General features: G+C 60.5%; 20 protein-coding genes and 1 riboswitch. Of the genes, 10 read left to right on the top strand and 10 right to left on the bottom strand.

Annotated elements, in window-relative coordinates; genetic code table 11:
- Window positions 1-520 precede the first annotated feature (520 nt).
- Window positions 521-1,795, bottom strand: coding sequence for a uracil-xanthine permease family protein (locus tag AC3WQN_RS13665; protein WP_103402362.1), 1,275 nt, complete (start codon window positions 1,793-1,795; stop codon window positions 521-523).
- Window positions 1,796-1,797: 2 nt separating this feature from the next.
- On the bottom strand, window positions 1,798-2,436 hold the full coding sequence (gene upp / locus AC3WQN_RS13660; RefSeq protein ID WP_095079728.1) for a uracil phosphoribosyltransferase: 639 nt from the start codon (window positions 2,434-2,436) through the stop codon (window positions 1,798-1,800).
- Between the two features lie 165 nt (window positions 2,437-2,601).
- Between upp and AC3WQN_RS13655 the strand changes: the two genes are divergently transcribed.
- The 3 genes from AC3WQN_RS13655 to AC3WQN_RS13645 all read left to right on the top strand — a co-directional run bounded on the left by AC3WQN_RS13655 (window position 2,602) and on the right by AC3WQN_RS13645 (window position 4,128).
- Window positions 2,602-3,159 (top strand): hypoxanthine-guanine phosphoribosyltransferase, encoded by a 558-nt coding sequence (locus tag AC3WQN_RS13655; protein ID WP_095080052.1) that lies wholly within the window; start codon window positions 2,602-2,604, stop codon window positions 3,157-3,159.
- A 118-nt stretch (window positions 3,160-3,277) separates the two neighbouring features.
- Entirely contained in the window at window positions 3,278-3,763 is a 486-nt protein-coding gene (locus AC3WQN_RS13650) for a hypothetical protein (RefSeq protein WP_103402363.1), read from the top strand.
- A gap of 77 nt (window positions 3,764-3,840) precedes the next feature.
- Complete coding sequence (locus AC3WQN_RS13645; protein ID WP_103402364.1) at window positions 3,841-4,128, top strand: PA4642 family protein; 288 nt, start codon at window positions 3,841-3,843, stop codon at window positions 4,126-4,128.
- Window positions 4,129-4,195: 67 nt separating this feature from the next.
- Here AC3WQN_RS13645 and mqo read toward each other — a convergent pair whose 3' ends face one another.
- Window positions 4,196-5,704, bottom strand: a complete 1,509-nt coding sequence (gene mqo, locus AC3WQN_RS13640; RefSeq protein ID WP_095146700.1) for a malate dehydrogenase (quinone) — start codon at window positions 5,702-5,704, stop codon at window positions 4,196-4,198.
- Window positions 5,705-6,446: 742 nt separating this feature from the next.
- Window positions 6,447-6,680, bottom strand: a complete 234-nt coding sequence (locus AC3WQN_RS13635) for a hypothetical protein (RefSeq protein ID WP_103402365.1) — start codon at window positions 6,678-6,680, stop codon at window positions 6,447-6,449.
- A gap of 182 nt (window positions 6,681-6,862) precedes the next feature.
- Between AC3WQN_RS13635 and AC3WQN_RS13630 the strand changes: the two genes are divergently transcribed.
- Entirely contained in the window at window positions 6,863-7,447 is a 585-nt protein-coding gene (locus AC3WQN_RS13630; RefSeq protein ID WP_103402366.1) for a YajG family lipoprotein, read from the top strand.
- 659 nt (window positions 7,448-8,106) lie between these two features.
- Here AC3WQN_RS13630 and AC3WQN_RS13625 read toward each other — a convergent pair.
- On the bottom strand, window positions 8,107-8,313 hold the full coding sequence (locus AC3WQN_RS13625; protein WP_095146698.1) for a hypothetical protein: 207 nt from the start codon (window positions 8,311-8,313) through the stop codon (window positions 8,107-8,109).
- A gap of 194 nt (window positions 8,314-8,507) precedes the next feature.
- Between AC3WQN_RS13625 and AC3WQN_RS13620 the strand changes: the two genes are divergently transcribed.
- Window positions 8,508-8,795, top strand: coding sequence for a hypothetical protein (locus tag AC3WQN_RS13620; RefSeq protein WP_095079741.1), 288 nt, complete (start codon window positions 8,508-8,510; stop codon window positions 8,793-8,795).
- A 75-nt stretch (window positions 8,796-8,870) separates the two neighbouring features.
- Here the strand turns inward: AC3WQN_RS13620 and AC3WQN_RS13615 are convergent, their stop codons facing one another.
- The gene (locus AC3WQN_RS13615) at window positions 8,871-10,037 is read right to left on the bottom strand and encodes a 1-acyl-sn-glycerol-3-phosphate acyltransferase (RefSeq protein ID WP_103402387.1); all 1,167 of its coding nucleotides are present in this window, start codon (window positions 10,035-10,037) and stop codon (window positions 8,871-8,873) included.
- A gap of 140 nt (window positions 10,038-10,177) precedes the next feature.
- On the opposite strand from AC3WQN_RS13615, the gene AC3WQN_RS13610 reads away from it, so the two are divergent.
- The 3 genes from AC3WQN_RS13610 to AC3WQN_RS13600 are packed head-to-tail and all read left to right on the top strand — an operon-like array spanning window position 10,178 to window position 11,289.
- Window positions 10,178-10,360, top strand: coding sequence for a CPXCG motif-containing cysteine-rich protein (locus tag AC3WQN_RS13610; RefSeq protein ID WP_052967976.1), 183 nt, complete (start codon window positions 10,178-10,180; stop codon window positions 10,358-10,360).
- A 12-nt stretch (window positions 10,361-10,372) separates the two neighbouring features.
- Window positions 10,373-10,633, top strand: a complete 261-nt coding sequence (locus AC3WQN_RS13605; protein ID WP_095079744.1) for a putative signal transducing protein — start codon at window positions 10,373-10,375, stop codon at window positions 10,631-10,633.
- A 35-nt stretch (window positions 10,634-10,668) separates the two neighbouring features.
- On the top strand, window positions 10,669-11,289 hold the full coding sequence (locus AC3WQN_RS13600) for an SOS response-associated peptidase (protein ID WP_103402386.1): 621 nt from the start codon (window positions 10,669-10,671) through the stop codon (window positions 11,287-11,289).
- A gap of 85 nt (window positions 11,290-11,374) precedes the next feature.
- Here AC3WQN_RS13600 and AC3WQN_RS13595 read toward each other — a convergent pair whose 3' ends face one another.
- Entirely contained in the window at window positions 11,375-13,516 is a 2,142-nt protein-coding gene (locus AC3WQN_RS13595; RefSeq protein WP_103402385.1) for a methyl-accepting chemotaxis protein, read from the bottom strand.
- Window positions 13,517-13,792: 276 nt separating this feature from the next.
- Between AC3WQN_RS13595 and AC3WQN_RS13590 the strand changes: the two genes are divergently transcribed.
- Window positions 13,793-14,611: a M48 family metallopeptidase gene (locus tag AC3WQN_RS13590; RefSeq protein ID WP_103400821.1), complete on the top strand. Its 819-nt coding sequence runs from the start codon at window positions 13,793-13,795 to the stop codon at window positions 14,609-14,611.
- Window positions 14,612-14,823: 212 nt separating this feature from the next.
- On the opposite strand, the gene AC3WQN_RS13585 is transcribed toward AC3WQN_RS13590, so the two are convergent.
- From AC3WQN_RS13585 to AC3WQN_RS13575, 3 genes are all read right to left on the bottom strand, one after another.
- Window positions 14,824-15,408 carry a TMEM165/GDT1 family protein gene (locus AC3WQN_RS13585; RefSeq protein WP_103400820.1) on the bottom strand — a complete coding sequence of 195 codons (585 nt, stop codon included), beginning with the start codon at window positions 15,406-15,408 and terminating at the stop codon, window positions 14,824-14,826.
- Window positions 15,409-15,496: 88 nt separating this feature from the next.
- A riboswitch (yybP-ykoY riboswitch) is annotated at window positions 15,497-15,620 on the bottom strand.
- Between the two features lie 51 nt (window positions 15,621-15,671).
- Window positions 15,672-16,670 (bottom strand): methyltransferase, encoded by a 999-nt coding sequence (locus AC3WQN_RS13580; protein ID WP_103400819.1) that lies wholly within the window; start codon window positions 16,668-16,670, stop codon window positions 15,672-15,674.
- A gap of 33 nt (window positions 16,671-16,703) precedes the next feature.
- Entirely contained in the window at window positions 16,704-17,669 is a 966-nt protein-coding gene (locus AC3WQN_RS13575; protein ID WP_103400818.1) for a 2-hydroxyacid dehydrogenase, read from the bottom strand.
- Between the two features lie 93 nt (window positions 17,670-17,762).
- Between AC3WQN_RS13575 and AC3WQN_RS13570 the strand changes: the two genes are divergently transcribed.
- On the top strand, window positions 17,763-18,392 hold the full coding sequence (locus AC3WQN_RS13570) for a LysE family translocator (RefSeq protein WP_103400817.1): 630 nt from the start codon (window positions 17,763-17,765) through the stop codon (window positions 18,390-18,392).
- The last annotated feature ends 82 nt before the right edge of the window (window positions 18,393-18,474 follow it).

Below are 18,474 nucleotides of genomic sequence, written 5' to 3'. Positions count from 1 at the left end.
ATCCGGCAGTTTTTTCCAGCCATCATTCCCCCGCAGGATCAGGTTCAACGCAGTTCCGCGAGGTTGTGTGAAAGGGCGCCGATCGCTGTGTAGGCGCACGCATTGAAGTGACGGCGGGCGTGTTGTGGCGAGGGAGCTTGCTCCCGCTTGAGTGCGCAGCACTCACAAAATCTTCATGGATTGCAGGATTTTGGGGCCGCTTCGCGACCCAGCGGGAGCAAGCTCCCTCGCCACAGAGGATTGAGTCGCCGGTTACAACAACGGCTCATCCGGCAGTTTTTTCCAGCCATCATTCCCCCGCAGGATCAGGTTCAACGCAGTTCCGCGAGGTTGTGTGAAAGGGCATCGATCGCTGTGTAGGTGCACGCATTGAAGTGACGGCGGGCGTGTCGTGGCGAGGGAGCTTGCTCCCGCTTGAGTGCGCAGCACTCACAAAATCTTCATGGATTGCAAGGATTTTGGGGCCGCTTCGCGACCCAGCGGGAGCAAGCTCCCTCGCCACAGGGGATTGAGTCGCCGGTTACAACAACGGCTCATCCGGCAGTTTTTTCTTCCAGCCGTCATTCCCCGGCAGGATCAGGTTCAACGCAATCGCCACGACGGCGCACAACGCGATGCCCTTGAGGCCGAAGTCATCCGGACCGGTACCGGTACCGACCAGCACACCGCCAATCCCGAATACCAGCGTGACCGAGACAATCACCAGGTTGCGCGCTTCGCCCAGGTCGATCTTGTGGCGGATCATGGTGTTCATCCCCACCGCCGCGATCGAACCGAACAACAGGCACAGAATCCCGCCCATGACGGGTACTGGAATGCTTTGCAGCAGCGCGCCGAACTTGCCGATGAACGCCAGGCTCATGGCAAAGATCGCCGCCCAGGTCATGATCTTCGGGTTGTAGTTCTTGGTCAGCATCACCGCGCCCGTGACTTCGGCGTAGGTGGTGTTGGGCGGGCCGCCGAGCAGGCCGGCTGCGGTGGTGGCGATACCGTCACCAAACAGCGTGCGGTGCAGGCCAGGCTTTTTCAGGTAGTCGCGACCGGTCACACTGCCGACCGCGATCACGCCACCGATGTGTTCGATGGCCGGAGCCAGGGCCACCGGGACAATGAACAGAATCGCCTGCCAGTTGAACTCGGGTGCGGTGAATTGCGGCAGCGCGAACCAGGGCGCGGCGGCGATCTTCGCGGTATCGACGACACCGAAGAAAAACGCCATGCCAAACCCGACCAGCACGCCGGAGATGATCGGCACCAGGCGGAAGATACCTTTGCCGAACACCGCCACGATCAGGGTGGTCAGCAGCGCCGGCATGGAGATCATCATTGCCGTCTGGTAATGAATCAGCTCGGTACCGTCGCCGGCCTTGCCCATGGCCATGTTTGCGGCAATCGGTGCCATGGCCAGGCCGATCGAGATGATAACCGGGCCAATGACCACCGGCGGCAGCAAGCGGTCGATGAACCCGGTGCCCTTGATCTTCACGGCCAGGCCCAGGAAGGTGTAGACGAAACCGGCCGCCATGACCCCGCCCATGGTCGCTGCCAGGCCGAACTGGCCCTTGGCGAGAATGATCGGGGTGATGAAGGCAAAGCTCGACGCCAGGAACACCGGGACCTGACGTCCGGTCACGACCTGGAACAAAATGGTCCCCAGGCCCGCCGTGAACAGCGCGACATTGGGGTCGAGGCCGGTAATCAGCGGCATCAACACCAGGGCGCCAAACGCCACGAACAGCATCTGCGCACCCGACAACACCTGGCGCCAGAGCGGATCGTTGAACTCATCCTGCATGTTCACGCGTCCTTCTGCTTGGTGCCGAAGATCTTGTCGCCAGCATCGCCAAGCCCAGGAATGATGTAGCCATGTTCGTTCAGTTTCTGATCGATGGAGGCGGTGTAGATGGTCACGTCCGGGTGAGCCTTCTCTACCACGGCGATGCCTTCGGGGGCGGCCACCAGGACCATGGCGCAGATGTCCTTGCAGCCGGCCTTTTTCAGCAGGTCGATGGTCGCGACCATCGAGCCGCCAGTGGCGAGCATCGGGTCGATGATCATGGCCAACCGTTCGTCGATCTCCGGAACCAGCTTCTCCAGATAGGTGTGCGCTTCGAGGGTTTCCTCGTTGCGCGCCACGCCCACGGCGCTGACTTTGGCGCCCGGGATCAGGCTCAGGACACCTTCGAGCATGCCGATGCCGGCGCGCAGGATCGGCACGACGGTAATCTTCTTACCGGCGATTTTCTCGACCGAAACGGTGCCGCACCAGCCCTCGATGTCATAGGATTCAAGGGGCAGGTCTTTGGTAGCCTCGTAGGTCAGCAGTGCACCGACTTCCTGAGCAAGCTCACGGAAATTCTTCGTGCTAATGTCTGCGCGGCGCATAAGGCCAAGTTTGTGTCGGATCAGCGGGTGGCGGATCTCACGGATGGGCATAGGGAAAGGCTCCGGCGGCGGGCAAAAAAACCGGCCTAGATTAATCTATCCGAGGGTGTTGTCCTATAGACATACAGTACGTTAGTCCAGAAACGCTTGATCTGGCTCGTCTGGATGCGTACCTTTGCCCGCTTTTCCGAATCCGCCACCCCCTTGGAGAGCGCCATGTCCGCTGATCTCGAGCATATCCGTCAAATCATGCGAGAGGCTGACTGCCTGTACACCGAAGCTGAAGTCGAGGCGGCCATCGCCCGCGTCGGTGCACACATCAACGAACAACTGGCTGACAGCAATCCGGTGGTGTTCTGTGTCATGAACGGCGGCCTGATTTTCTCCGGAAAGCTGCTGACTCATCTGAAGTTCCCGCTGGAAGCTTCCTACCTGCACGCGACCCGCTATCGCAACGAAACCAGCGGCGGCGACCTGTTCTGGAAAGCCAAGCCGGAAGTGTCGTTCATCGACCGTGACGTGCTGATCATCGACGACATTCTCGACGAAGGTCACACCCTGGGCGCGATCATCGACTTCTGCAAACACGCCGGCGCCCGCAAGGTCCACACCGCCGTACTGATCGACAAGGACCACGACCGCAAGGCGCGCCCTGATCTCAAGGCGGACTTCGTCGGCCTGCCATGCATCGACCGTTACATCTTCGGTTACGGCATGGACTACAAGGGTTACTGGCGCAACGCCAACGGGATCTACGCCGTTAAAGGCATGTAAGACCCCCAAGGGCCTTCAGAAGACCGCAGTCTGCGCAAACCCGCAGGCTGCGGTCTTTTGCTTTGTCTGATGCCCTGGCGCCCATGCTAGAGTGCTCAGCCGCATTCTGGAGCCCGTCATGAGCCTTTTGATTCGCAGTTGCGCCGCGCTGCTATTGAGCGTCAGCCTGCCGCTGGCGGCCGCCCCCGCGCTGATGCACGGGCAGTTTCTGCCTCCCGATGACCTGACCCTGCGTGATACGCCGCCCGAGCAGCAGCAATTGCTGCAGGTCACCGAGTATTCGGTGGTGGTCGGCAGCCAGCGCCAGTCCAGCCAGCAACCGATTCCGATCACTTCCCCCCTGACGATTCGCCTCAAAGGCAAAGCCATGAACAAAGGGGCGAGCATCAGTCAGGTGCTGGTGAACTTTGATGGCGAAAGCAAAAGCCTGAAAAAGCCGATCTACGACGAGCAGGCCAAGACCCTCACCTTGTATTACCCAATGGCCCAGTACCGGGTGGTGATCGACTTGCTGCGCAGCGGGACGGTGTATTGCCAGTTCCTCAGCTATGGCAATGGCCATGTCTGGGCGGATCTGCACACCGGGGCCGTGCGTTCGCGTTGAAGGTTGGTCGTTGAGGCTTGGGTCAGGGCAGGGGTAAACTGCCGACCCCGTGAAATGTCTGCGAGCTGGAGTCGGCAATGCGTAAAGATAAGAAGCAGTTGATTGGTGACGAGATCGGCGATGCGCAGATCAAGTTGTTCCTCGATTTCGAGCCGGCTGACGCAACCTCACCGTCCCTGCACAAGCTGATCAAGGCCTACCGGGGCCTGCGTATCGACGATTTCGAGCGCTTTCTGGTGTTCTTTGTCGAGGCTGGCCATGACTTCGATGGCAAGGATGAGCACGGTAATGACTTCATTGCCCTGGTCTCGGACCAGCGCAATGCCGAGGACTACATCGAACTGATCCGCAAAGCACGCGGCTAAGGTTTTCGAAGCGGCAAAAAAAACGCCCCGCTCTCAAGGAGAACGGGGCGTTTTTCATGGGCGAGGATCAAGCGAAGCTTGGGGTCTCGCTGCTTTCTTCTACCAGTTCCAGTGCGACATTGTTCTGCGTGTTGATCTTGCGATACAGCGCAGCGTCGGTTTCCAGAACCTTTTCCCGGGCCGGGAAGATTTCTGCCAGTTTGGCAGCCCATTCACCGGAGGCTTTGTTCGGGAAGCATTTTTCGATCAGCTCAAGCATGATCGAAACGGTCACCGAGGCACCCGGCGAAGCGCCGAGCAAGGCCGCAAGAGAACCGTCCTTGGCCGCCACCAGTTCGGTGCCGAACTGCAGGACGCCGCCCTTTTTCGGGTCTTTCTTGATGATCTGCACACGCTGGCCTGCAACTTCCAGGCGCCAGTCTTCGGCCTTGGCCTCAGGGTAGAAGCGACGCAGCGATTCCAGGCGTTGTTCCATCGATTGCATCACTTCGCTGACCAGGTACTTGGTCAGGTCCATGTTGTTCTTCGCGACCGCCAGCATCGGGCCGATGTTGCCGGCGCGTACCGACATCGGCAGGTCCATGAACGAACCGTGCTTGAGGAACTTGGTGGTGAAGCCGGCATAAGGTCCGAACAGCAGGGATTTCTTGCCATCAACCACGCGGGTGTCCAGGTGCGGCACCGACATCGGCGGCGAACCGACGGCTGCCTGGCTATAGACCTTGGCCTGGTGGTGCTTGACCACTTCCGGGTTGTCGCAACGTAGCCACTGGCCGCTGATCGGGAAGCCGCCGAAGCCTTTGCTTTCTTCGATGCCCGAGGCTTGCAACAGCGGCAAGGCCGCGCCGCCGGCGCCGAGGAAGACGAATTTGGCATCGACATCACGGGTGTTGCCGCTGTTGACGTCCTTGATGCTGACGGTCCAGCCGTTGGCGTTACGCTTGAGACCGGTCACGCGCTTGCAGTACTTGACCTGGGCATCGGGTGCGCTGGTCAGGTGCTTGAGCAGCTGATTGGTCAGGGCGCCGAAGTTGACGTCGGTACCATTGATCACACGGGTCGCGGCGACGGTTTCATCAGCCGGGCGACCAGGCATCATCAATGGCATCCACTGCGCCATTGTTGCCTTGTCTTCGGTGTATTCCATGTCCGCGAAGGCGTGGTGCCTGCTCAGCACTTTGAACCGTTCCTTGAGGAACGAGACGCCAGCGTCACCCTGCACGAAGCTCAGGTGCGGGACCGGGCTGATAAAGGATTTCGACGAGCCGAAGGTGCCTTTTTTGGTCAGGTACGACCAGAACTGCTTCGACACCTCGAACTGGGTGTTGATGTGCACGGCTTTCTTGATGTCGACGCTGCCGTCAGCGGCCTGTGGCGTGTAGTTCAGCTCACACAGCCCGGCGTGACCGGTACCGGCGTTGTTCCACGGGTTGGAACTCTCCGCGGCACCGGAATCCATCAGCTCGACGACTTCCAGCTTGATCGCGGGGTCGAGCTCTTTGAGCAGCACGGCGAGGGTGGCACTCATGATGCCCGCCCCAACCAGTACCACGTCGACTGCTTCGTTATGCGCCATTTAACGCGTCTCCAAAATCTGCAGCACCAAATTGTCGGCATAGCTGCCAGGAGTTACAGGGCATGTTCTGTTGTGCCCCGGGTCACCCATGGCCAGGATCGCCATGTCCGAATCTTCGCAATTTTTCGCAACTTCGACAGACGCTACCCACCGGCTTCAGGGTTCCTATGAACTCACTTCAGCGCGCGGGAGGCAATTCGACTTATGGTCGATACGTCTGTTTGTGCAACCAAATCCGTAGCGGACAGGCTTCAGGCCCCGGTTCTTGAGGAGTGCTCGGTCCTGTGTAATTGGGCTGTTGTAGACGCTAATGGTGCATGTTCAGACGCAAAACTATTCATTTGCTCGCCACACTCTTGTGAAGTTGTGAAAACCCGTTTTTTCACGCTCTTTTGAAGACGTGAACCTCAAAAAAGGGCTATCTGCGCCTGGCACCGGGCCCGAGGATAGATTGCCAGCATGGGTTACATGGCAGGCAAAACGGGCAAACAGCTCAGTGACCGAGCGTCATGACAGCTCTGGCAGATGCGCGAAAAGTGGTGGTTTGCAGGGTAAACAGCAAGCTCGCCAGCTTCACTCGATCTGTGTGGGCGGCTCTCTGTGGGCGGTGCGGGGGAGCCAATACGCGAGTATTAGCGATGCTGCGAGGCCCGATCAGGAGACGTCCTTATAATCGGGGGGAGATTGTAGCGAAGAAACGCAGGGAAATGGTCGTGTTTAATGACTTTTATTAGCCGTTCGGTCAGGTGGCCAGCACGCGGTGCAACCGTGCGCGAGCAATGCATGGGGTCAGGCGGGCGCTGGCGGGTAGGGGCTGGTGCAACCAATGGGGGCGAATCTCGTTGATTTCCACCCAACCGTCGCCCATTGGCGGTACATGACAGTGCTTGAATGCCAGGCAGCAGTCGTTGCTGTCGAGCCGGACGAAGCTGCGGAAATTACGGTGTGGAGCAAACAGCGACCAGAGAAACTGCATGGCAATGCCCTCGAACGGTAACAGCGTTGACGTTAGCAGTGTGGCATGACGCTCGGGTTACCAGGGGCTCGCTCGGCGTAACATTGCGCAAGTCTTCAGCCCATGTTCAGGGTCGCTGGTTTGAAGCGAGTGGCCCCCGCTATACTGCCGCTCTGTTTGTGCCTGATTCTGGAGAGAAGCGCATGTTGCAACGCCTGTTGTTCGGTTTGATCACTGTGACCAGCTTGACCCTGGTTGGCTGCGCCCACAGCCCGCAGCAACTAGCCCCGGAGCCGAAACTGACGACTCAGCTGGCACCGGTCGGTCATGGTCAGCCAGTCGTGGTGAAGGTGGTTGACGGTCGTCCGTCGCCTACCTTGGGCACCCGTGGCGGCCTGTACCCGGAAACCAGTGCGATTACGGTGCAAAGCGCGCAGATCCTGCCGAAGTTGCAGGCCCAGGCTGAAGCGGCTGTGCGTCTGTTGGGTTTCACGCCGACGGCCAATGCCTACAACGCGCCGCAGTTGACCGTGACCTTGGTCGAGCTGAAGTATCAGTCGCCTAAAGAAGGCATGTATGTGACCGAGGCGACCATCGGTGCGACTTTCCGTTCTGATGTGCAGAATGCCAACCGTCGCTATAGCGGTCGTTACGGTGCGTCGCTGGATCAGCGTTTTGGTATGGCGCCGAATCAGGAGACCAACACCAAGCTGGTCGGTGATGTCTTGAGTGATGCGTTGACTCGTCTGTTCAAGGATCCGACTGTGGGTCAGGTCTTGGGCGAGTAACGGTTTGCGGTGTGTCTGAAGAAGCCCGGTTTCAGTGATGAGCCGGGTTTTTTTGATTCTGTTGAATGATTTGTGGGAGCGGGCTTGTCCGCGAAGGCGGCCTGACAGCTGGTCATTCTCTTGCGTAGGTATGCCTGTGGGAGCGGGCTTGCCCGCGAAGGCGGCCTGACAGGCGGGCATTCTCTTGCGGGTGCGGTGTACATATCCGTTGCTGCGGTCATGGCGACTTATGGTTTCGCCTGACGGCGACTCACTTTTTTTACAAGCGCCTAAAAAAAGTAAGCAAAAAAACGCTTCGCCCCGAGCGTCCGGCCCCTCGCCGAGGCTCGGGGTTCCCTCGACTCCGGCATTCCTCAGGGGGCATCGCCTCCGGTCGGCTTCGCTCGACCTCCTCTCGATGTGTTCGGCTGCGCCGAACGGCGCTGCGCGCCATTCCCCTGATGAACGCCTGCGCTCGGCCTGCCGGGCGGGTGGATCAAGATCAAGAGCCAGAGCAAGAGCGGCAGGCGAGCTAACGCTCGGCCTGTTGAGTGGTGGGGCGGGTGTACGTTGGTTTGTCTTTTTTTGGGGCGGGGCAGGGTATTTCGCTTGTACGTGTAGGCGGCCTGATAGCTGATCAGGCACACCCTGTATTCACCCAGATGCGTCAGTAACTGTCTTCACGCGGCTTGCGAGTAGAAGTCCAGTACGCTGACGCCGGTCAGCAGGTCGGTTTCCGGCAGGTCGGGATGCTGGTGTCCGCCCAGGGCGCAGTAGACGAGCCAGTGGCGGTCTTGAACGTTGAAGGCCAGGCTGCCGACGAGGGTTTGTTGTTCGTCGGTCGGGGTGATGAGGTAAAGGCGATCCTGGTTTTCGGCGTGCAGCATGACAAGCTCCGTGTCGGTTTTGAGGGGCGACAGCTTGGCGTGTTTAGATGACGAAGACGTGACGCAGGGCATGAGTCGGGCGAATGGGCGGTTTTTTGTCGGAAAGCGAGGGCAGGGAGCAGGGCTTTGGGTAGAATCCGCGCTGCGGGTGTTGTTTCGATGTCCCGTATGCCCCGTTTCGCATGAGGTTCACGATGTCGTTGCAAATGATCTGGTCGTTGTTTACCGCTCACCCCGCCAAACTGATCAATGTCTTCGCGCTGCTGGTGGCCTGCCCCGGTGGCTGGTTGTTGCACGCGACCCGTCGTCGCGAGCAGCAGGCCCGGGCCAGCCTCGCCGCGCAGGCCGGGCGTGCGGATGCCGACACGCAGGTGCACTTGTCGAGCATCGCAACCCTGCGCATGAACCGCGTTTTCTACGCGTTCGGCTTTGCCTGCCTGGGCCTGGCGTTGCTGGTGTCGTGGATCAGTACGCGGATCTGACGGTGGCCGGGAGCCTGTCCCGGGAAAACAAGAACGGCGCCCCGAGGGGCGCCGTTTTTGTTTGAAGCCCAAGCCTTACAGCGGTAAACCCGCCTTGACCCGGTACTGATTGCGCACCGGTGTCGCGTATTGCAGCACCAGGAACGGGCGGTGTTCCTCGGGGCAGGCGTCGAGGCGGCTTTGCCATTCTTGCCCGGCCTTGGCCAGTTCTTCGGCCGGGAACAGATCGGCAGCCTTCGGCACCTGCAATTGTGGGTCGGCGTCGCTCCACTGGGCGTACGCCAGGTAGTGCACCGGGAACAACCGGTAACCGCCGAGGATCTGCTTGTCCATCTCGACCGCCAATTGCTTGGTGTCGTCGAACAGCTCGGTGATGGGCGCTGCAAAGTTGACGTGGACCCGGCCCTTGTAGCCGGTAATGCCCTTGGCGATGCTCACATCGTCCTCGCCCGGTGCCTTGGTGTAACTGCCGGTGGTGGCGCGAATGTACAGCTCGCGGGCCTTGGCCTGGTCGCACGGGTCGTACTCGTAGCTGATCGAGACCGGGGTCAGGTTCAGCGACTGGATGACTTCGCCGAACGGCTCGTCCTTGCGGCTCATGTGAAACATCTTGAGGATCGCCGACTCGGTGCGATCGTCTCCGTCCTTGGCGCGGCCTTCGGCCTGGGCGATCCAGATCGAGGCGCAATCGTTGCGGATCGAGTGGTTGATGTACGCCGACAGCAACTGATACGCCGCCATCTTTTCGCGCCGGCCGGTAATGGAGCGGTGCACGATAAAGCTCTTGTTCAGGCGCATCAGGTCGCTGACGAAGGGCTTTTGCAGCAGGTTGTCGCCAATGGCGATTCGCGGCGTGGGCAGGCCGGCGTGGTAGATCGCGTAGTTGACGAACGCCGGGTCCATCACGATATCGCGATGGTTGGCCAGAAACAGATAGGCGCTGCCGGACTTGAATTGCTCGACGCCGGTGTAGGTCACGCCGTCGGTAGCGCGCTCGATGGTGTGGTCGACATAGCACTCGACCTTGTCCTGCAGCGTTGCAACCGAGGTGACACCCGCAAACTCTCGGCGCAGCCGATGAGCTATAAGTGGTTTGAGCATCCAGCCCAGGGCGCCGGCAAAGCGCGGGAAGCGAAAGTGGGTGAGGATATCTAGAAACGCCTTGTCGCTCAGCAGCCGTGCCAGCACTGCCGGGACTTCGCTGTCGTCGTAAGGTCGGATGGCATCGAATTCGCCCATCATGCTCTCTTGTTAGAAACGGCTAGGGTAAGTAATGGATCGGATCGAATCCACACAGGGTACGGTCTGAAAAAGCAGCTCAAACAAAAATAGCCCTGCAAATAGACCGGCGATTATACGCACAAGTCACTTGGGAGACCGTGATGCTGGAAACCGAGCGCTATGAATGCCCTTACTGTGGTGAAGAAGTGGAGGCTGTTCTGGATTTATCTGGCGGTGACCAGACGTATATCGAGGACTGTCCAGTGTGCTGTCGCCCCATCACCTTTGTTCTGCAGACCGACGGTCATGAGTGGTTGCTCGAAGTTCACAGCGAAAACGAGTGAGGGGTGGCTTTTATGCAGCGCATCTACGAACCGGAAAACCTGATGGAAGGTGAGTTGCTGCAAGGCATGCTGGCCAGCGAAGGCGTGGAAGCGCACCTGGTGGGGCGCGATTTGCTCGGTGGCACGGGTGAGTTGCCGGCGTTTGGGCTGCTGGGCCTGGCGGTGGACAATGACCAGGCTCAGTACGCCCGAGAGCTGATTGCGGCCTACAATGCCGCTCTGCCGCTGCCCGGTGACGAACCGGATAGCTTCCCCGGCGTGCTGGTCTGTTAGGCTGGTGTTCGTTTGATCAAGAGTCGTGTTGCCTCATGTGTGGACGTTTTGCCCTGTTTCGTTGGAACCCCGCGTTTGCGGCCTTGCCCGGTTTTCCGGCCGATCAGCAGGCGCAGTGGAATATTTCGCCCAATGATTCGGTGCTGATCCTGCGCGCCGAGGCGGGCCAGCGTACCCTCGCGCGCGCCCGCTGGGGCTTGACGCCGGCGTGGCTGACCGATCTGTCGAAGACCCCAGCCCATGCCCGGGCGGAAACCGTTGCCGAGCAGCCGATGTTTCGCGAGGCCTTGCGCCTGCGCCGTTGCCTGTTACCGGCCAACGGCTTCTACGAATGGCGCGGTACCACCCGCAAGCGCCCGTACTGGCTGACGCCGGGAGAAGGTTCGGCATTGTTTTTTGCCGCGATCTGGGAAGCGTATCCGGTGCAGGAGCAGGTCTGGTTGAGTACGGCGGTGGTGACTCAGGCCGCGGCCAGCCAACGCCGGCCGTTGATTCTCGATGCGGCAGGGCAGGAAGCCTGGCTCAACCCAGAAACCCCGCTGCACGGCCTGCAGGCGCTGCTCGCCAGCGAGCCTGCCGCCTTGCGCGAGCGGGTGCTGGCGAACCTGGTGAATGATCCGAAGCTCAATGCACCGGAGTGCCTGACCCCGGGTTGAATTTTTCGCAATCTGGCCGATCATTCCCACGCTCCGTGTGGGAATGCATCCCGTGACGCTCTGCGTCGCACCCATGGACCTTCAGTTAAACCTTGAACTGATTGATCAACCGTCGCTGCTGCTCGGCCAGCTTGGTCAGGTCCGCACTGGCCGCACTCGATTCATCCGCGCCGCCGGCCACTTCATTGGCCACCTGACCGATATTGATCACGTTGCGGTTGATGTCGTCGGCCACCGCGCTTTGTTCTTCGGCGGCGCTGGCGATCTGGGTGTTCATGTCGTTGATCACGGACACGGCCCGGGTAATGGTCTCCAGCGCCTGCGCCGCCCTGGCAGCGTGTTGCACGCTTTCGTCGGTTCTGTTCTGGCTGTCTTCCATCACCCGCACCACATCGCGTGTGCCTTGCTGCAACTGTTGAATCATCGACTGGATTTCTTCGGTGGCCTGCTGGGTCTTCTGCGCCAGGTTGCGCACTTCATCGGCCACTACCGCAAAGCCGCGGCCCTGCTCGCCGGCCCGTGCCGCTTCAATGGCGGCGTTCAAGGCCAGCAGGTTGGTCTGCTCGGCAATCCCGCGAATGGCGGTCAGGATCGCATTGATGTTTTCGCTGTCCTTGGCCAGGGTTTGCACCACGCCGACGGCATTGCCGATTTCCACCGCCAGGGCGCCAATCGAGACCGAGGTGTCGCGCACGATCTGCATGCCCTGGGTGGCCGCCTGATCGGCGTGGCTGGCGGCCTGCGCGGCCTGGGTTGCATTGCGTGCCACGTCCTGGGCGGTCGCGGTCATTTCCTGCACGGCAGTGGCCACCTGATCGATCTCGGCCATTTGCTTGTGCACGCCCAGGTTGGTGCGAATGGCGATGTCCGCGGTGTGTTCGGATGAGTCGCTGACGCTCTGCACCGAGGTCACCACCTGGGTGATCATCGCCTGCAGTTTTGCCAGGAAGGTGTTGAAGCCCTTGGCGATCGAGCCGAGTTCGTCGGCGCGGTCGCTGGTCAGGCGACGGGTCAGGTCACCTTCGCCCTGGGCGATGTCATCGAGCATCGCCACCATCTGCTTCAGCGGTCGGGCGATGCCGTGGCCTACGAGCCAGATCACCAGCAGGCCGAGACCGGCAATCACCAGACCGACCATGGCCATGCCAAACGTGTCGGCCTTGCGCTGGCTGTTCAGGTCGCCCTGCAGTTGTTGCAGATCGGCCATCACGGCGTTCAGCGGCAATTGCAGCAGCAGGGTCCAGCGCGCGTCGGTCTGGCCGATGCCGAACGGCAGGTACAGTTCGATCTTGCCGTTGGTTTTATCGACGTTGTAGGTCACTTCGCCGCGACTGAGGTTGCCCAGGTTGGCCAACTGATTGGCGTCCAATATGTTGCTGACTTTTTCGCCGAACTTGCTTGGGTCCTTGGTGTAGGCCACCAGGCGCTGGTTGCCGCCAATCAGGGCCATTTCACCGGCACCGTTGTACAGCTTCTGGTTGGCGGCCAGGAGCATGTCCTGAATGAAGTTCACCGACAGGTCGGCGCCGACAATGCCCTGAAAGGTGCCGTTGAGCATGATCGGTTCGATGAAGGAGGCGAGCATGACGATCTTGTCGCCGACCTTGTAGGGGGCGGGGTCGATCACGCAGGATTTTTTACTCTCCTGGGAGCACAGGTAGTACTCACTGGCGCGCACGCCGGTGGACAGCACGGTGCGGTCGTTCACATCCGCCAGTTTATCCAGGCCCAGGCTGCCGTCATCATTGCGGAACCACCACGGCAGGAAGCGTCCGGTGCTGGCGTCGACCCCGATGTCCTTGCTGCCAACATAGGCTGCGTCGTTGTGATCCAGTGCATTGGGTTCCCAGCCGATGTAGGTGCCGAGAATCTTCGGGTTCTTTGCGACGTTTTCCTTGATCAGGCTGACCAGTTGCTCACGGCTGAGACTCAACACGGGCTTGCCCTCGGCATCCTGGGAGCCGATCAGTGTGTTGACCCGCACCAGACCGCCGGCAATCAACAGCGGCGCTTCCAGTTCGCGCTGGATCTGGCTGACCTGGGTCTGTGCCAGGCCGCGCAGGCGTTGCTCGATGACTTGCTCGAACTGGGCCTGGGTCCGCTGCTGGACCATTTCCTGGGTGCGTGCACCGGCAAACAGCGCGTACAGCACCAGCGCAACCACCACGCTGAGCACGATGGCGCCGGCAAGTGCGGCGACGGAAAACTGAATCGACTTGAATTTCATAAAGGCTCCGGACGCAGGAGGGCATCTGCCGAGCTTTATCGGCGGGGGGATGGCGGTCCATGAGCGGAAATTTCACGAATGACTGTTTTTGGCCCGGATGTGTCGCATCGAGACCGGTGTCGGGCCTTGATGCCGTTGGCCGAGGGGTGTTTTATAAACAGATTGAGACTTGGGGGATCGGGCTGGGCGGGAAATGGCGTGTTACACGTCTGTTGCATCTGGCGTAGATACAGCACACCGCCTACGATACGCGCCATGTTTTCAGGGAGAGCTTTCATGAGTAAAAGTTGGGTTTTGTGTGCGCTGGGTGCCAGTTTGCTGATCGCTGGCTGTCAGTCGGTCAACACCACCAGCGGTGGCGCCGTGGGTGTGGAGCGCTCGCAGTGGATGTTCAGCATGCTGTCGACCGATGAGGTCAACCAGATGTATGCCCAGTCCTACCAGAAGACAGTGGGCGAGGCGGGCAAAAAAGGCGTGCTGGACCAGACCAGCAGCGATGCCAGGCGGGTCGATGCCATCGCCACGCGCCTGATCGCACAGGCACCGAACTTTCGCCCGGATTCGGCGCAATGGAAGTGGGAAGTCAACCTGATCAAGAGTGACGAACTCAACGCCAATTGCGGCCCCGGCGGCAAGATCATTTTCTACACCGGGCTGATCGACAAGCTCAAACTCACCGACGACGAAATTGCCGCGATCATGGGCCATGAAATCGCCCACGCCTTGCGCGAGCACGGTCGTGAAGCGATGTCCAAGGCCTATGGCATTGAAATGGCCAAGCAGGGCGCTGGCGTGTTGCTCGGCCTGGGCCAGGATACCCTGGCGCTGGCCGATACCGTGGCCAACTACGGCATGACCTTGCCCAACAGTCGCGCCAACGAAAACGAAGCCGACCTGATCGGCCTGGAACTGGCCGCGCGCGCCGGCTACAACCCGAACGCAGCGATCACCCTGTGGAACAAAATGAGCAAGGTCTCCGGAGGTTCGCCGCCTGAGTTCATGAGCACTCACCCGGCTTCCAGCAGCCGGATCGAGTCGCTGCAGGCCGCAATCCCGAAAGTCATGCCGCTCTATCTGAACGCCAAGAAGTCCTGATGGCTTGAGGTACGCCACAAGAGCTGAGGCAATCCAGCTCTTGTGGCGAGGGAGCTTGCTCCCGCTGGACCGCAAGGCGGTCCCCCATCCCGTCACTCATGGTGTGTCTGATAGAGCACATTCAGCCTTTTCATGACGGCTCTGTCCGCGCAAGGACTGGCTGACGGAAGCCATCTCCCTCGCCACAGGTATGGGCTCGCTCCAAGGCTGCTTTAAACCCAGCCACTGCTCTGCATGGCCTTGTACACCGCAACAATGGCCAGGATGAAGAACGCCGACGCCGCCAGGCGGCGGATCAGGGTCAGGGGCAGTTTGTCCGCGGCAAAGTTACCGGCCAGGACCACCGGCACGTTGGCGATCAGCATGCCGAGAGTGGTGCCGATAATCACCAGCCACAGCTCCGGGTATTGCGCCGCGAGCATTACGGTAGCGATCTGGGTCTTGTCACCGATTTCCGCCAGGAAGAATGCAATCAGCGTGGTGAGGAACGGTCCGAATTTGCGGGCCGTGCTGGCCTCGTCGTCGTCCATCTTGTCCGGCACCAGGGTCCACAGCGCGGTGGCGGCAAAGCTGGCGGCAAGGATCCAGTGCAGCACCGAATCCGAAAAGAAGCTGCCGAACCAGGTACCGACGGCACCGGCGGCGGCATGGTTGGCCAGGGTCGCAGCGACGATACCGGCGATGATCGGCCAGGGTTTGCGAAAGCGGGCGGCGAGAATGAGAGCGAGCAGTTGTGTCTTGTCGCCGATTTCGGCCAAGGCAACGACTGCGGTGGGAACGAGTAGAGAATCCAGCATCAGGGCATTCCTAAGGGGCGGGTCGACACGGCTATGACACGTACAACCTTCCCGCCCCGGGTAAGGTGTGCGTGTCATAGGTCTTGTCAAACCCTGCGGTCCGTCTGTGCGGACGCTTGGGTCGCATACGCCATGATCTGAGGATCAAGTATGTTGACGTATGCCGGACGAGCATGGCGCTCGTGGGAGACTACTCCCCTAGGACGGAGCGGATTCTGCCTAGGCAAAATCCATTCGGCAAGCGTTCTTTTTCACCCGGGTGTTCAACCGCGCTTGGCTCGGTAGATGCGGAAACCCTGTCCTTCAGCCTTGATCGAACAGGCGCCAAGATGCTCTTCAATCAGCGGCTGGTACTTCAGGAAGCTATTGGCTACCAGGCGAAGTTCGCCACCATTTTTCAGATGTTTGGCTGCTTTTCGCAGCAGATTTTCCGTGGCGAAGTAATCGGTATGGACCCCGACATGGAACGGTGGATTGCTCAGGATCGCGCTCAAACCCATGGGTGCGGCGTCGATGCCATCACCGGTCAGTACCTCGGCTTCCAGGCCGTTGGCGGCCAGTGTCAGGCGGCTGCTGGCAGCGGCGAACGCATCGACGTCCAGCAAGGTGACGGTGTTGTGCGGATAACGACGTTTCACCGCCGCCCCCAGAACGCCAGCACCGCAACCGAAGTCCAGCAAGTGACCGCTGGGCAGTTTGTCCAGGTGTTCAAGCAGCAGGGCGCTGCCGCGATCCAGGCGACCATGGCTGAACACGCCCGGCAGGCTGATGACTGTCAGCGGGCCTTCGGCCAGTGGCAACTCATAGGTTTGCGCCAGGCTCTCCAGTGATTTGGCCTGCGGCGCGTTGGCCACGGTCACTTGCCAGAGCTGGCAATGCCGCGCGCTGTCGAGCTTGCGCGGTTTGCCAAAAGGGTTCAGCTGCTTGGCGGCGCCCTCGATGCCGCTGCGTTTTTCACCCACCAGGTACAGTTCACGACCGGCCAGGCGCGAGGCGAGGGCGTTGAGGATGTAATCGGTCAGGTCCTTGGATTTGGGCAGGAATACCACGGCCGTTTCAAATTCGCGGCTCGGGGCATTCACGCCAAAATGGCTGCGCTCGGCAAAGCGCGCATCCAGGGCCGCCTGATCGCCGGCATGCCAGCACCAGCCGTGGGCCTTGGGCAATTTGCCGAGCAAGTCGTCGGCAGGCAAACCGGCCAGTAGCAATGGGCCTTGAAACAATTCGGCCTGGCGAAGCAGTACTTCACTGCGCGGATCCATAACCTGCTCCTTGAAAAAAAGTGCGGCAGTTTATCAACTGACGACCCGCAGCGCTGTACCGCTGAAAAAACCGTGGGCGTTCTCGCTCAATTGGCCAACGATCCGTTGCCGAGCCTCGCGGCTGCCCCAGGCATTGTGCGGGGTCACGATCAAGCGGGGAATGTCGTTGGCCAGCAGGGGGTTGCCTGCGGTCGGCGGTTCGACGCTCAGCACGTCGGTTGCCGCGCCCCCCAGATGACCACTGCGCAAGGCATCGGCCAGGGCCTGTTCGTCGATCAGGCCACCGCGCGCGGTGTTGACCACAAAGGCGCCTGGTTTGAGCAGCGCCAACTCGCGCGCTCCAATGAAGTGGCGAGTGTGTTCGTTGAGCGGGCAATGCAAGGTCAGGGCGTCGACCTGCGCGAGCAGTTCATCCAGCGGCACACGGTCGGCGCGCGCCGGGCGTCCGGGAATCTGGCCCGTGATGACCCGCATGCCAAAGGCTTCGGCCAGCCGGGCAACCGCGCCACCCAGTTCGCCATGACCGAGCAGGCCGAGGGTCTTGCCTTGCAGTTCGACGATCGGGTAGTCCAGCAGGCAGAACTGTCTGGCTTGCTGCCAGCGACCTTCACCGACGGCTTTCTGATAGTCGCCCAGGCGGGTGGCGAGGTTGAGCAGCAACATGAGGGTGTGCTGCGCCACCGATGGCGTGCCGTAGCCCTGGCAGTTGCTCACGGTAATCCCTTGGGCACGGGCGGCGAGCAGATCCACGTTGTTGGTGCCGGTGGCGGCGATCAGTATCAGCTTCAGGTCCGGGCAGGCCTTGAGGGTGGTGGCGTTGAGCAGGACTTTGTTGCTGATAGCCACGCTGGCGCCTTGCAGCCGTTCAACGACGTTATCAGGGGTGGTCAGCGATTGCAGTTGCAAGTCATCGAAACACTGCTGCAAGCCACTGAGGTCAAGGTCGCCCAGGTCAAGCGAGCTGTGGTCGAGGAAAACGGCGCGGCGATTGTTCGTCATTAACTGTACCTTTTGCGCATGAGTCTGAAGGCGTAATCTGCCGAGCCTACCAGATGAAATAACTAGTTACGCTTGGCCTAAAGGAGCCCCACCATGTACTGGACAGAGTTTTTGACCGTTGCCCTGATTCACCTGCTGGCCGTCGCGAGCCCGGGCCCGGACTTTGCCGTGGTGGTGCGTGAGGCGGTGACCCATGGTCGTCGCGCCGGCACGTGGACGGCGCTGGGTGTCGGCAGCGCGATTTTCTTGCATGTGGGTTACTCGTTGCTGGGCATCGGCCTGATCGTTTCGCAGTCGATCGTGCTGTTCAACGCGCTTAAATGGCTGGCGGCTGCCTATCTGCTGTACATCGGTTTCAAGGCCTTGCGCGCGCAACCGGCGAAACCGTCGACCGAAAACCTGCACAAGGAAGCCGGCGAACGCACGGCCCGTGGCGCGTTCACCTCGGGCTTCGTGACCAATGGCCTGAACCCCAAGGCCACGCTGTTCTTCCTGTCGCTGTTCACCGTGGTGATCAACCCGCACACGCCGCTGGCGGTGCAGGCCGGCTACGGGATCTACCTGGCTGCCGCCACCGCGATCTGGTTTTGCCTGGTGGCGATGTTGTTCAGCCAGCAGCGTGTGCGCGCCGGTTTCGCCCGCATGGGGCACTGGTTTGACCGCATGATGGGCGCAGTACTGATCGCGATCGGCGTAAAACTGGCCCTTACCGAGATGCATTGATCAGGTTGTCGGTGCGAATGCTGGCGCAAAGCCGGTATTCGCGCCGTCCTGCAAATCATTCCTTTGGCTGATTTGGCGCGCG

The organism is Pseudomonas sp. FW300-N1A1, from assembly GCF_058789115.1.
Note: the sequence above shows the minus strand (reverse complement) of the source record. Positions and strands in the feature narration are given on the sequence as shown.